Genomic DNA, 13,887 nt, shown 5'->3' with positions numbered 1-13,887 from the left:
ATCAGAAAGAGGTATCAATCATGACCACGATCGAACGTCCCGCAGGCGACCCGGCCGCCACCGGCACCCCGCAGACCAACCCGGCTGCCGACGCCCCCGCCAACAACACGAAGAATTTCGCGACCCGGCCGATGACCGGTGACGAATACATCGAGTCGCTCAAGGACGGTCGGGAGATCTGGTTGCACGGTGAGCGCGTGGAGGACGTCACCACCCATCCGGCGTTCCGCAACCCCATCCGCATGACCGCGCGCCTCTACGACTCGATGCACGACCCGGCCACCCGCGACAAGGTGACCGCACCGACCGACACCGGCAACGGCGGCGTGACGATGCCGTTCTTCAAGGCCTCCACCAGCTCGGCCGATCTCATCAAGGAACGCGACGCGATCGCCGAGTGGGCACGCATGACCTACGGCTGGATGGGCCGCTCCCCCGACTACAAGGCCAGCTTCCTCGGCACCTTGCACGCCAACAAGGATCTCTACGCACCGTTCGAGGCCAACGCCGAGCGCTGGTACCGCGAGTCGCAGGAGAAGGTTCTCTACTGGAATCACGCGATCATCAACCCGCCCGTCGATCGTCAGTTGCCACCCGACGAGGTCGGTGACGTGTTCATGAAGGTGGAAAAGGAAACCGACGCCGGGCTCGTGGTGTCCGGCGCGAAGGTGGTCGCGACCGGCTCGGCGATCACCAACTACAACTTCATCGCCCACTACGGCCTGCCGATCAAGAAGAAGGAATTCGCACTCATCTGCACGGTGCCGATGGACTCGCCCGGCATCAAACTGATCTGCCGCTCGTCCTACACCCAGCAGGCCGCGGTGATGGGCTCGCCGTTCGACTACCCGCTCTCGAGCCGGATGGACGAGAACGACACCATCTTCGTCTTCGACAAGGTGCTCGTGCCGTGGGAGAACGTCTTCATGTACGGCGACGTCGAACGCATCAACGCGTTCTTCCCGCAGTCGGGTTTCCTGCCGCGCTTCACCTTCCAGGGCTGCACCCGTCTCGCGGTGAAGCTCGACTTCATCGCAGGCCTGCTGATGAAGGCCCTCGACTGCACCGGCTCGGGCGGGTTCCGCGGCGTGCAGACCCGCGTCGGCGAGGTGATCGGCTGGCGCAATCTCTTCTGGACCCTCACCGACGCGATGGCCCACAACCCGGAACCCTGGATCGGCGACACCGTCATCCCACGCCTGGAGTACGGCCTGACCTACCGCATGTTCATGATGCAGGGCTATCCGCGCATCAAGGAGATCATCGAACAGGACGTCGCATCGGGGCTGATCTATCTGCCCTCGAGCGCCGCCGACTTCAAGAGCCCCACCGTGCGGCCCTACCTCGACAAGTACGTCCGCGGCTCCAACGGCATCACCGCCGTGGACCGCGTGAAGGTCATGAAGGCACTGTGGGATTCGATCGGCTCCGAATTCGGCGGCCGCCACGAGCTCTACGAGCGCAACTACTCGGGCAACCACGAGAACGTCAAGGCCGAGTTGCTCTTCGCCGCACAGAACCGCGGCGGGGTCGATCAGATGAAGGGGCTCGCCGAGGCCTGCCTGGCCGAATACGACCTCGACGGCTGGACCGTGCCCGATCTCATCGGCAATGACGACGTCAGCTTCTTCGGCCCGGGTCACTGATCGCCCCGTGCCCTGATCGCCCCGTGCACTGATCGCCCCGTGCCCGGTGCCCCCGCGGCCGTCCCGGTGACCACTCCGTTCTCGATGGTCTAGAGTCGCGGCACATGACGCCGACGACGGAGATCATCGAGGCGGCCGCGGACACACCACGATTCGTGGCCGGCTTCACCGGGGCCCCGGGCGCGGGCAAGACCACCATCGCCCGCCGCGTCGTCGCCGACCTCACCGAGAGGCTCGGCGACGACGCGGTCGGATATCTGCCGATGGACGGGTTCCATCTGTCGACCACCGTGCTGCAGCGTCTGGGCCGGACCGATCGTCGCGGTGCCCCCGACACCTTCGACGTCGACGGATTCGTCTCGCTGCTCCGCCGCGCGGCCGTCCCCGGAAAAGACATCTACGCACCGGATTTCGATCATCGGGGGGTCATTGGCGGCGCCGCCGAGCCCATCGCGGCGGCGCTGATCATCCCGGCCACCGCGAAGGTGCTTGTCGTCGAGGGCAATTACCTCGCCCTCGACGGTGAGTGGTCGCCGGTACGCGACCTCATCGACCGCCTGTGGTTCGTCGATGTCCCCGATGATGTTCGGCGGGAACGGCTATCGGTTCGCCACATCGCAGCCGGCCGCAGCGCCGAGAACGCCCGGCGGTGGATCGAGTCGGTCGACGACCCCAATGCCAGGCTCATTCGCAGCTGCCGTGACCGGTGTGACGCCCTTCTCGACGGCACGTCGTGACCGCGGTCGCCATTCACTGACCAGCACGCCGAGAACGATCAACACGCCGCCGAGCAAAGCCGCCGGCGGGAGCCGATCGCCTGCGAGACGCCCGAAGATCCCCGCCCACACCGGTTCTCCGGCATAGATCACGGTCGCCCGCGTCGGGCTGACGTGGCGCTGGGCCCAGTTCATGGTCAACTGGATGACGATGCTCGCCGACGCCATCGCCAGCGCCGCACCCAGCCAGACCCAGGAGAACGACGGAACAGCTTCTCCGGCAACGGGCATGGCGGCAAAGCAGAAGACGCCACCGGCGAGCAACTGGATGATGGTGACGCGGGCGATGTCGACCCTGCCCGCGAAGAACCCGATCAGCACGATCTCACCGGCACACGCCACCGCTCCGATCACGGTCGCCAGTTCTCCAGTGCCGAAGCCGATCCCGCCACCGGTCCCACCGGCGAGCAGCATCAATCCGACGAAGGCCAGCACCACCCCCACCCAACTCATCACGCCCGGGGCCTTGCGGAAGATCGCCCATTGCGCCACCGGCACCAGCGGGACGTACAGCGCGGTGATGAACGCCGAGGCACTCGAGCTGATGGTTTGCAGGCCGAAGGTCTGCAGACTGTAGGCGACGGCCATCATCGCCCCGATGGCCAGCCCCGCCCCCATATCCGCGCGGGTGATCCCCCGCAACCTCCGCCCGAACACCACCAGGCCGAGGAGCCCGGCGAGCACGAACCGGAGTCCGACGAAGAACAACGGCCCGCTGTGCGCAACAGCGGTGTGGACGACGAGGAAGGTTCCTCCCCACACCGCGGTGACCGCGAGCAGCGCCGACTCCGGCCGGAGCACCAGCTCCGGCTTGCGCAACATAGTGCACCTGACCATGGTCGACAAGCTATCGGTACTATAGTGCGCATGGCAAATCGGGCGGACGTGTTGGCGCATGTGTCTCACAACCTTCGACACTTCCGTCAGGAGTCGGGCCTGAGCCAGGCGGCGCTCGCCGACGCATCGGGCATCAGTCGCCGGATGATCGTCAAGGTCGAGGGCGGGGACACCAACATCAGTCTGGCCAGCCTCGACCGGCTCGCCGAGGCACTCGAGGTCACCTTCGTCGACATGGTGCGCGACCCCGACACCCTCGGCGACGGCCCGACCGACCTCGACGTCCTCGCCTGGCGCGGCGACCACGAGGCGAGCGTCGGCCGGCTGCTCGCCAGCGTCCCCGCCTCCCAGGAATCACAGTTGTGGGCGTGGACCCTCGGCCCCGGTGATCGGTACGACGCCGAACCCGATCCACCCGGCTGGTGGGAGATCATCATCGTGGCCACCGGCCGACTACGGATCGAATTCGATTCCTCGGCAACCGAACTCGGCCCCGGCGAGAGCATCAGCTTCCCGAGTTCGCAGCCGTACCGCTATCTCAATGCCGCCGACGAGGTCACCCGATTCGCGCGCAGCGTCGTGCGCTGAGACCACACCGCCGACATCAGGAGGCCGATCCCGGGTGACCGACCCACAGCCGTCCGATCAGGACGAGACCGCCGCAGCACGCCATCTGGGCCACCTCGGTGCACTGCTGCTCGACGCGGGTCTGTCGGTCACCGACGTCCGCGCCGCACTCGAGCAGGCGGCCGACACGCACCCCCGCACGGCCCGGGCGTTGACATTCTCGGTTCTGCCCGAAGCCGTTCTCGTCACCAAGCCCGAGACCGGCACGGTCCGAATGTTCCACTCCGACGCCACCGAACTCTCCTTCCGGCAGTCGGCCCACGCGAGCAGACTGGTCCACGAGACGACCTCGGCGGCGGTGCCGCTCGACGGTCTGCCCGAACGAATCGACCGGATTCGTGCGATGCCGCGCACCCATCCGCAGCTGTCCTGGATCCTCGGCAGCGCACTGGTCGCCGGCGGGCTGGCCACGGTGTTCCGCTGCCCGTGGTGGGCGATCCTCATCGCGATGGCCGCGGGTGGACTGGTCGGGATCCTCAAGACGATCCTCGATCGGATCGAGAGTGGTGCCGCCATCGTGCCGTTCGTCGCCGCCTTCGTCTCGACCCTCGTCGTCGCCTCCGTCGCATCGGCGGTGGGTGCCGGCTCGGTGCCGTTGTTCGGGGTGTGTGCACCGATCGCGATCCTCGTGCCCGGCGCACTGATCACCAACGCCTTGCTGGAACTGACGGCCACCGACATCGTGACCGGTTCTGCGCGGCTGCTCTACGGGCTGATCATGCTCGGGTTCATGGCCGGCGGGATCGCCGCGGGCGCCGCGGTGACCGGCCTTCGGATCGATCCGGATTCCGCAGCGCTGGTCGGGCAGATCTCCTCGGTGGCGGGCAGTGAGGGGTGGCAAGCGCTACCACCGCTGTGGCTGTCGTGGATCGGCGTCGTCGCACTCGCCGTCGGTGTCGGCTGCGCCTTCGGCTCCGGAATGAAGCTCACCGTGCTCAGTGTCGGCGTGATGGTGTGCACCTACGCGGTGCTCACCGCGGCGTCCGCCTGGGTCGGCAATGTGGTGGCCACCGGGGTGAGCGCCGCGGTGCTGTTCGTCGCGGCCCGGATGATCGAACGACTCACCGTCGCCGTACCCGCGACCATCTCCTTTCAGCCCGCATTCCTACTGCTCGTGCCCGGCACCGTCGGTCTGGTCGCCCTCGCCTCCTTCGACACGCACGCATTGCAGACCACGCCCGCCACCTTCGCGAGCCTGTGCATCGGCATCAAGATCGGCGCGCTGGTCGCCGAGATCGGAACACCCGGCGACCGCGGCCGGCGGGCCTAACCGATCTCGATGAGCAGGTCCCCGGGCGCCACGGAGGTGACCGACCCGACGGCCACGCGGGTGACCTTGCCACCGACGGGCGCGGTGATGGTGGCCTCCATCTTCATGGCCTCGATGGTGCCGATCGCCGCACCGGCGGCCACCTCGTCGCCGACCTCCACCGAGATCGACACCACACCTGCGAACGGCGCCCCGACCGAACCCGGATTGGCCCGGTCGGCCTTCTCGGCAGCCTCCACCGCGGAGTCGATCGAACGGTCTCGCACCGCGATCGGGCGGAGCTGGCCGTTGATCACACACATCACGGTCCGCATGCCGCGCTCGTCGGCGTCGCTGATCGCCTCGAGGCCGATGAGCAGCACCACACCGGGTTCGAGTTCGACGTGGTGTTCTTCGCCGTACCGCAACCCGTAGAAGAACTGGTTCGCCGAGAGCCGTGAGGTGTCACCGTAGGCCTCCTGGTGTTCGGTGAACTCCTTGGTGGGGCCGGGGAACAGCAAGCGGTTCAACGTTTCCTGCCGTGTCCGCCCCGCGACGTCGAGCGCCGCGGAGTCCTCGGCGGCGAGTTCGACCACCGGCTCGGCGGGGCGGCGACCCTCGAGTGCCTTGGTGCGCAACGGTTCCGGCCATCCACCGGGCGGGTCGCCCAACTCGCCGCGCAAGAACCCGATCACCGAATCCGGAATGTCGTAGGCGGCCGGATCGTTCGCGAAGTCACGCGGTTCGATGCCCTGGCCGACCAGTGCCAGGGCGAGGTCACCGACCACCTTCGAGGACGGCGTCACCTTCACCAGACGGCCCAGCATCGCATCGGCCGACGCGTAGGCCTCCTCCACGGCCTCGAAGCGATTACCGAGACCGAGGGCGATCGCCTGCTGCCGCAGGTTGCTGAGCTGACCGCCCGGGATCTCATGCGAGTACACCCGCCCGGTGGGCCCGGGAATCCCGGACTCAAAGGGCGCGTAGACCTTTCGGATCGCCTCCCAGTAGGGCTCGAGGTCGCACACCGCCGCCAGATCCAGACCGGTGTCGTGCTCGGAATGCGCGAAGGCGGCGACGATCGCCGACAGCGGGGGCTGACTGGTCGTACCGGCCAACGCCGCCGATGCCCCGTCGACCGCGTCGGCACCGGCAGTGACCGCCGCCAGATAGGTCGCCAGCTGACCGCCGGGGGTGTCGTGGGTGTGCACGTGGATCGGGAGATCGAATTCCTGGCGCAGGGCCGTGATCAGCTTGGTCGCCGCGGGCGCACGCAGCAGGCCGGCCATGTCCTTGATGGCCAGGACGTGCGCACCGGCCTCGACGATCTGCTCGGCCAGCCGCAGGTAGTAGTCCAGGGTGTAGAGATCCTCGGCCGGGTTCGCCAGGTCACCGGTGTAACTCATCGCCACCTCGGCGATCGCGGTGCCGGTCTCGCGGACCGCGTCGATCGCCGGGCGCATCTGCTCGATGTTGTTGAGCGCGTCGAAGATCCGGAAGATATCCACACCGGTGGCGGTCGCCTCGGCGACGAAGGCGGTGGTCACCTTCGTCGGATACGGGGTGTACCCGACGGTGTTCGCACCCCGCAACAGCATTTGCAGGCAGATGTTGGGCATCGCTTCGCGCAGCTGCGCCAACCGATCCCACGGATCCTCCTTCAGAAAGCGCAGCGCCACATCGTAGGTCGCACCACCCCAGCACTCCACCGACAGCAGCTGCGGGGTCAGCGCCGCCACATACGGGGCCACGGTGATCAGCGCCGAGGTCCGCAACCGTGTCGCCAGCAACGACTGGTGGGCGTCACGGAAAGTCGTGTCGGTGACCCCGACGGCCGGCGAATCACGCAGTGCCCGGGCGAATCCCTCCGGCCCCAGCTCGGTCAGCCGCTGCTTGGAACCGGCGGGCGGCGCACCGAGCACCGAGCGCTCCACGGTGGGCAGCTTGTCCCGCGGGTACACCGTCGACGGCCGCTCACCGTGCGGCTTGTTGACGGTCACGTCGGCCAGGTACTCCAGGATGCGGGTGCCGCGGTCGGCCGATCCACCGGTGGTCAGCAACCAGGGCCGCTCGTCGATGAACGACGTCGTCACCCGCCCGGCCCGGAAATCCGGGTCGTCGAGAACCGCCTGCAGGAACGGGATATTGGTGGCGACGCCACGAATCCGGAACTCCGCCAGGGCCCGTCGGGCCCGGCGCGCGGCGGTGGCGAAGTCCCGCCCGCGGCAGGTCAATTTGACCAGCATGGAGTCGAAGTGGCCGCTGACCTCACCGCCGAGGTTGGCTCCACCGTCCAGGCGGATACCAGCACCACCGGGCGTGCGGTAGGCGGTGATCCGCCCGACGTCGGGCCGGAAACCGGCGGCCGGGTCCTCGGTGGTGATCCGGCACTGCATCGCCGCTCCGTGCACCGCGATCGCGTCCTGCCTCAGACCGAGGTCGGCCAACGATTCACCCGAGGCCACCCGCAGCTGCGCACCCACCAGATCCACATCGGTGATCTCCTCGGTCACCGTGTGCTCCACCTGGATTCGCGGATTCATCTCGATGAAGACATGTCTGCCCTGCTCATCGACGAGGAACTCGACCGTACCCGCACACGAGTAACCGATCTGCCGTGCGAAGGCCACCGCGTCGGCGCAGATCCGTTCGCGCAGCACCGGATCGAGATTGGGCGCCGGGGCCAGCTCCACCACCTTCTGATGACGGCGCTGCACACTGCAGTCCCGCTCGAACAGATGGATGACCTCACCGTGGGTGTCGGCGAGGATCTGCACCTCGATATGGCGTGGATTGATGACGGCCTGCTCGAGAAACACCGTCGCATCACCGAACGCCGCCTCCGCCTCACGCGAGGCAGCCTCGATCGATTCCCGCAAGGTCGACGGGTCATCGACGCGCCGCATACCGCGGCCACCGCCACCGGCCACCGCCTTGACGAACACCGGGAACTGCATCCGCTCCGACGCCGTCACCAACTCCTCGACATCCGACGACGGCTCCGAGGAGGACAACACCGGCAGACCCGCGGCCTTGGCCGCCGCGATCGCCTGCGCCTTGTTGCCGGTGAGATCGAGCACCTCGGCGCTGGGGCCGACGAAGGTGATGCCGGCCGCCGCACATGCCCGCGCGAGATCGGCGTTCTCCGAAAGGAACCCGTAGCCCGGATACACCGCATCCGCGCCGCATCGCTGGGCCGCGCCGACCACCTCATCCACCGAGAGATACGCGCGCACCGGATGCCCGGGGACACCGATCTGATAGGACTCGTCCGCCTTCAACCGATGCAGCGAATTGCGATCCTCGTACGGGAAGATCGCGACGGTGCGGGCACCGAGCTCATACGCCGCGCGAAACGCCCGAATCGCGATCTCACCGCGGTTGGCCACCAAAACCTTGTCGAACATGCTGCTCATCCGTTTCTGTCGTTGTCCCGCCACATATGGACCCGATGCACATGCCCCCACGGTGACCTTATCCCGCGGAGCCCACCAGCAGGGCAACCAGTCCTAAGCAATGAGAACCCGCTGCGGCGGTCCGTCGTAGGAGGACAGCGGACGGATCAGGGCATTGGCAGCGGTCTGCTCGACGATATGTGCGGTCCACCCGGTGATCCGGCTCATCACGAAGATCGGTGTGAACGAGGCGATGTCGAAGCCCATCAGGTGATAGGCCGGACCGGTCGGGAAGTCGAGATTGGGCTTGATGCCGGTGCGACTCGACATCTCGTCGGCGAGCTCGTGATAGATCGCGAGCCACCGGGTGTCGCCGAGATGGTGCGAGATCTCCTCGAACGCAGCCTGCATCGTCGGCACGCGGGAATCACCATTCTTGTACACCCGATGGCCGAATCCCATGATTTTCTCTTTTCGAGACAGTTTGGCCTCCAACCATTCCCGTGCACGTTCGGGACGATCGATCTCGATCATGTCGTACATGACCGCCTCATTCGCCCCGCCGTGCAGCGATCCCTTGAGTGCTCCGATCGCCGCGGTGACCGCGCTGTAGATGTCGGACTGCGTGGAGGTGACCACACGCGCGGCGAATGTGGAAGCATTGAAGCTGTGTTCGGCGTAGAGCACCATCGACTTCTCGAATGCCCGGACGATCACGGGATCGGGCACCTCGCCGAAGCACATATTCAGGAAGTTCTCCGAATAGCCCAGTCCGTGATGCGGCGCAATCGGATCGAGGCCGCGGCGACGTCGCATGTCGGCGGCGACGATGGTCGGCAGGACCGCGAACATGCGTTGTGCCTTCTCGAGATTCGCCGACGGCGACGCGTTGTCCTCGTCGGGGTCCTCGGTGCCCAGGAAGCTGATCGCGGTGCGCACCACATCCATCGGATGGCAGTTCTCCGGAATGCGGGCCAGCACAGCCTGTGTCGAACGGTCGAGCCGACGGAGCGCTCGCTCCCGCTGGGTGAAGGCCGCCAGTTCGGCGTCGGTCGGCAACTCACCGTGCCAGAGCAGATAAGCGACCTGCTCGAACGAACAGTGCTGTGCGAGCTCCTGGACCGCGTAGCCACGGTAGGTCAGGGAATTGGTCTCGGGCACCACCTTCGAGATGGCGGTGGTGTCGACGACGACGCCGGCGAGGCCCTTGTGGATCGTCGGGGCTGATCGATCGGGGGCGGACCGAGTCGAAGTGGACTGAGTGGACGTGGGCTGGGTGGACGTGGACTGGGTGGACGTGGACTGGGGAGACGCGGAAGCGGTCTTGCTGGTCGGGCTCACGGCCGGGTTCCTTCCAAGGTGAAGTTGAACAGTTCGGAGTCGAAGGCGTTGTAGTCGGCGTAACGAAGCAACCCGTAGAGTCGGCTGCGATGTTGCATGTCGTCGAGCAGCCCGGATTGCGTTCCCGCGGAGTCGATCTCCCGGAGTCCGCGCTCGACTGCGCCCATCGCGATCCGCAAGGTGGTCACCGGGTAGATCACCGCGTTGTAGCCGACGTCGCGCAACTGCTCGGTGGTGAGCAACCGGGACTTGCCGAACTCGGTCATGTTCGCCAGGAGCGGCACGTCGACGGCGGCACGGAACTTCTCGAATTCAGCGAGATCGGTCAGCGCCTCGGTGAAGATCAGATCGGCGCCGGCGTCGGCGTAGGCCTTGGCCCGCTCGATCGCGGCGTCGAGACCCTCGATGCCCGCGGCGTCGGTGCGGGCACAGATGACGAAGTCGTCGTCGCGACGCGCCGACACCGCCGCGCGCAGCCGACGCAGCATCTCGCCGGTGGGCACCACATCCTTGCCGTCGAGGTGACCGCACCGTTTGGGGTTGACCTGGTCCTCGAGATGGCACCCGGCCAGCCCGGCGTCCTCGAGCGTGGCGATGGTGCGGGCCGCGCTCATGGGCTCACCGAATCCGGTGTCGGCGTCGATCAGACTCGGCAGGTCGGTGGAACGCGCGATCTGCGCACCGCGCCCCGCGACCTCCGTCAGGGTGGTGAGTCCGATGTCGGGGAGACCGAGGTCCGCCGAGAGGACCGCCCCGGAGATGTAGATGCCCTCGAAGCCGATGTCGGCGATCAGTTTCGCCACCAGTGGCGAGAAGGCACCGGGCCAGCGCTGCAACTCGCCGGATGCCAGGGCGGCACGCAGGGCCTTGCGCTTGTCCCCCGCGCACGTGCGGGCCGAGAACAGTCCCGATGTCGACTCGCTCATCAGAAGATCCCCGAACCGATGGTCGGCGCCTTGTCCAGAACGGTCGGCTCGACGCGCACATTCAGCGCGCCGAGCTCGCCCGCCCCGAGGTCGCCGAGCCCGGCAGCAGCCACCAGGAATCGCTGCTGCTCCTCCGCGTCGACCACCCCCTGCGCCATCGCCGCGAACTTCGCCTCGTAGGCAGCTCGCGCGAACGGCGCAGCGCCGAGCGGGTGGGCGTCGGCGACCGCGAGTTCATCGGTGATCACCTCACCGTTGGTCAGAGTGATCACAGCCTTGGCGCCGAACGCCTTCTCGGCCGGATCGGTGGAATGGTATCGGCGAGTCCACTCGGGGTCCTCGACCGTGGAGATCTTGCGCCACAGCGCAACCGTGTCCGGGCGGGCGGCGCGTTCGGGAGCGTAGGACGCCTCGTGATGCCACGTGCCGTCCTGCAATGCGACCGCGAAGATGTACATCACCGAGTGATCGAGGGTCTCCCGGCTGGCAGCCGGATCGAATTTCTGGGGATCCCCCGAGCCCGTACCGATCACGTAGTGCGTGTGATGGCTGGTGTGCAGGACGATCGACTCGATGTCGTCGAGGTTGCCGATGCGCTCACGCATACGCCGCGCCAGGTCGATCGGAGCCTGGCTCTGATATTCCGCGGAATGCTCCTTGGTGTAGCTGTCCAGAATGGCGCGCTTGGGTTCCCCCGGGCCGGGAAGCGGGATCCGGTAGGTCTTGTCGGGACCGCCCAGCAGCCACGCGATGACGCCGTCCTCACCTTCCCAGATCGGCGCCGGTGCACCCTCGCCGCGCATCGCGCGGTCCACCGCCTCGATGGCGATCTTTCCGGCGTGTGCCGGTGCATACGCCTTCCAACTGGAGATCAGGCCCTTGCGGGACTGACGCGTCGCGGTGGTGAGATGTAGTGCCTGTCCGATCGCCTGGTAGATCGTCTCCTCGTCGAGCTCGAGCATGGTGCCCAGACCTGCCGCGACGGACGGTCCGAGATGGGCGACGTGGTCGATCTTGTGCTCGTGCAAGCACATTCCGCGGACCAGGTCGATCTGGATCTCGTAGGCCGTGGCCAATCCTCGAATGAGATCGGCACCCGAGGCACCCACGTGTTGGGCCACCGCGACCAGCGCCGGGATGTTGTCACCGGGATGCGAATACTCCGCGGCGAGGAAGGTGTCGTGGAAGTCGAGTTCGCGCACCGCCACACCATTGGCCCAGGCCGCCCACTCCGGCGAATACCGGCCGTCGACGCCGAAGACGGCCGCACCCGCGGCGCCTTCGGCAGGCGGGTGTGCCAACGCCTGTGCACGAGCACTGGTGACCGGGCGGCGGATCACCGAGGCGGCGCTGACCGCGGCATTGTCGATGATGCGGTTCACGACCATCTCCGCGGTCTCGGCGGGCACCGCGACCGGGTCGGTGGCGACCTCGGCGATCTTCTGCGCGAGATGCTCGGCTTGCGGGAAGTCCTCGGAGCTGCGGTGGGTCCGCACGTCGTGATTGATCATGTTCGCACCGTACGCAGACGGGACAGGTACGCGAAAGACCTGGCAGATGTGTAATTAGGTGGATATCTCCGTGGGTTCTTGCGAATGTTGTGAACGCCACGGCGGGTACTGTGCCTGCCATGGCGAAGATGTTCGTGGGCGCACGACTGCGCCGACTACGCGACGAGCGCGGCCTCTCGCAGGCCGCGCTGGCCCGGCGCATCGAGATATCGACGAGCTACGTGAACCAACTCGAGAACGACCAGCGCCCCATCACCGTGCCCGTCCTGCTCGCACTCACCCGCGAGTTCGAACTCGACGCCGACTACTTCGCCACCGACACCGATGCGCGGCTCGTCGCCGACCTCGCCGAGGCGCTCGGCGCGCACAGCGATTCCGCCGAGGTGACGCGAGCGGAGATCACCGAACTCGTCGGACGCATGCCCGCGGTCGGACGAACACTGGTGGCGCTGCACCGCAGACTCACCGCCGCGACAACCGAACTCGAAACCTACGGCGGCCGGATCACCGACCCGGGAATCGCGAACGAGCCCATGCCGTTCGAGGAGGTGCGCGACTTCTTCTACGACCGCAAGAACTACATCGGCGCACTCGACGAGGCCGCCGAGCGACTCTTCGACGACGAGGACCTGCACATCGGCGGGCTCGATCTGCAACTGGCGCAGGTGATGCGGCGGCGCTTCGACATCCGCGTGTCGATCACCCATGACGCCGACCCGCATTCGGCCGTCACGGTACCCAAACGCCGATTCGACGCGGGCGAGAAGGTGATTCATCTCGCCGGCCGCCTGAGCGCCGGGCAACGCGCATTCCAGCTCGCCACCCAGCTGGCGCTGCTGGATCAGGGCGCCACCATCGACGACATCCTCGCCGGCGCCGAGAACCTCAGTACTGCAACGATTCCGGTCGCACGCATCGGTCTCGCCAACTACTTCGCCGGAGCGCTACTGCTGCCCTACGAGCGCTTCCGCTCCGCCGCGGAGAACGCCCGCTACGACATCGAACTGCTGAGCCTGGGCTTCGAGGTCGGCTTCGAGACGATCTGTCATCGGCTCTCGACCCTGCAGCGCCCCGGCAGCCGCGGCATACCGTTCATCTTTGTCCGTACCGACCGGGCCGGAAACATCTCGAAACGGCAGTCGGCCACGGCGTTTCACTTCTCCCGCGTCGGCGGGAGCTGCCCGCTGTGGGTGGTGCATGACGCCTTCGCCACGCCGGGGCGCATCGTGACCCAGGTGTCGCAGATGCCCGACGGCCGTTCGTACTTCTGGCTCGCCCGTACCACGGGCGACCATCACGGCTTCCTCGCCCCGCGCACCGGCTTCTCGATCGGCCTGGGCTGCGACCTCGCCCACGCCGATCGACTGGTGTACTCGACCGGCGTCGATGTGACCGACACCCGGATGACCGTGCCGATCGGCGCGGGATGCAAGGTCTGCGACCGCCCGGCCTGCCCGCAGCGGGCCTTCCCACAGCTCGGCCGGGCCATCCACGTCGATGCCACCATCGGCGATGCCGTCCCCTACCGCCCGGCGCCCATGTGACTCCTCCGGCGATGCCACCGATCGCTCGCTCGGCG

At 67.1% G+C, this 13,887-nt stretch carries 9 protein-coding genes and 1 pseudogene; 5 read left to right on the top strand and 5 right to left on the bottom strand.

Annotated elements, in window-relative coordinates:
* Positions 1–20: 20 nt before the first annotated feature.
* Together AC5ZH6_RS09175 and AC5ZH6_RS09170 are read left to right on the top strand one after the other, a co-directional pair.
* The gene (locus AC5ZH6_RS09175) at positions 21–1,646 is read left to right on the top strand and encodes a 4-hydroxyphenylacetate 3-hydroxylase family protein (protein WP_006367460.1); all 1,626 of its coding nucleotides are present in this window, start codon (positions 21–23) and stop codon (positions 1,644–1,646) included.
* 104 nt (positions 1,647–1,750) lie between these two features.
* Positions 1,751–2,383, top strand: coding sequence for a nucleoside/nucleotide kinase family protein (locus AC5ZH6_RS09170; RefSeq protein WP_020171698.1), 633 nt, complete (start codon positions 1,751–1,753; stop codon positions 2,381–2,383).
* 30 nt (positions 2,384–2,413) lie between these two features.
* Here AC5ZH6_RS09170 and AC5ZH6_RS09165 read toward each other — a convergent pair.
* Positions 2,414–3,244 (bottom strand): annotated as a pseudogene (locus AC5ZH6_RS09165) (DMT family transporter); the annotation flags it as partial.
* A 45-nt stretch (positions 3,245–3,289) separates the two neighbouring features.
* Between AC5ZH6_RS09165 and AC5ZH6_RS09160 the strand changes: the two are divergent.
* Together AC5ZH6_RS09160 and AC5ZH6_RS09155 are read left to right on the top strand one after the other, a co-directional pair.
* On the top strand, positions 3,290–3,847 hold the full coding sequence (locus tag AC5ZH6_RS09160; RefSeq protein WP_020171700.1) for a helix-turn-helix domain-containing protein: 558 nt from the start codon (positions 3,290–3,292) through the stop codon (positions 3,845–3,847).
* 34 nt (positions 3,848–3,881) lie between these two features.
* Positions 3,882–5,156 carry a threonine/serine exporter family protein gene (locus AC5ZH6_RS09155; protein ID WP_020171701.1) on the top strand — a complete coding sequence of 425 codons (1,275 nt, stop codon included), beginning with the start codon at positions 3,882–3,884 and terminating at the stop codon, positions 5,154–5,156.
* Here AC5ZH6_RS09155 and AC5ZH6_RS09150 read toward each other — a convergent pair.
* The 4 genes from AC5ZH6_RS09150 to prpD form a co-directional block, all read right to left on the bottom strand.
* On the bottom strand, positions 5,153–8,542 hold the full coding sequence (locus AC5ZH6_RS09150) for a pyruvate carboxylase (protein ID WP_014359563.1): 3,390 nt from the start codon (positions 8,540–8,542) through the stop codon (positions 5,153–5,155). The genes AC5ZH6_RS09155 and AC5ZH6_RS09150 overlap by 4 nt on opposite strands.
* Before the next feature lie 102 nt (positions 8,543–8,644).
* Complete coding sequence (locus AC5ZH6_RS09145; protein WP_496168954.1) at positions 8,645–9,871, bottom strand: bifunctional 2-methylcitrate synthase/citrate synthase; 1,227 nt, start codon at positions 9,869–9,871, stop codon at positions 8,645–8,647.
* Entirely contained in the window at positions 9,868–10,797 is a 930-nt protein-coding gene (gene prpB, locus AC5ZH6_RS09140; protein WP_271355437.1) for a methylisocitrate lyase, read from the bottom strand. Before prpB ends, AC5ZH6_RS09145 begins: the two co-directional genes overlap by 4 nt.
* Positions 10,797–12,308, bottom strand: coding sequence for a 2-methylcitrate dehydratase PrpD (gene prpD, locus AC5ZH6_RS09135; protein ID WP_006367468.1), 1,512 nt, complete (start codon positions 12,306–12,308; stop codon positions 10,797–10,799). Before prpD ends, prpB begins: the two co-directional genes overlap by 1 nt.
* Before the next feature lie 119 nt (positions 12,309–12,427).
* On the opposite strand from prpD, the gene AC5ZH6_RS09130 reads away from it, so the two are divergent.
* Complete coding sequence (locus AC5ZH6_RS09130; protein WP_006367469.1) at positions 12,428–13,852, top strand: short-chain fatty acyl-CoA regulator family protein; 1,425 nt, start codon at positions 12,428–12,430, stop codon at positions 13,850–13,852.
* The last annotated feature ends 35 nt before the right edge of the window (positions 13,853–13,887 follow it).

It is taken from the genome of Gordonia sp. YC-XJ4 (genome assembly GCF_059511865.1).
The sequence above is the reverse complement of the archived record's forward strand: the minus strand, read 5'-3'. Positions and strand labels throughout refer to the sequence as shown.

Excerpts from the sequence above, each read along its gene's own strand:
- AC5ZH6_RS09175 (WP_006367460.1), top strand. The coding sequence starts at position 21 with ATGACCACGATCGAACGTCCCGCAGGCGACCCGGCCGCCACCGGCACC.
- AC5ZH6_RS09170 (WP_020171698.1), top strand. The coding sequence starts at position 1,751 with ATGACGCCGACGACGGAGATCATCGAGGCGGCCGCGGACACACCACGA.
- AC5ZH6_RS09160 (WP_020171700.1), top strand. The coding sequence starts at position 3,290 with ATGGCAAATCGGGCGGACGTGTTGGCGCATGTGTCTCACAACCTTCGA.
- AC5ZH6_RS09150 (WP_014359563.1), bottom strand. The coding sequence starts at position 8,542 with ATGTTCGACAAGGTTTTGGTGGCCAACCGCGGTGAGATCGCGATTCGG.
- prpB (WP_271355437.1), bottom strand. The coding sequence starts at position 10,797 with ATGAGCGAGTCGACATCGGGACTGTTCTCGGCCCGCACGTGCGCGGGG.
- prpD (WP_006367468.1), bottom strand. The coding sequence starts at position 12,308 with ATGATCAATCACGACGTGCGGACCCACCGCAGCTCCGAGGACTTCCCG.
- AC5ZH6_RS09130 (WP_006367469.1), top strand. The coding sequence starts at position 12,428 with ATGGCGAAGATGTTCGTGGGCGCACGACTGCGCCGACTACGCGACGAG.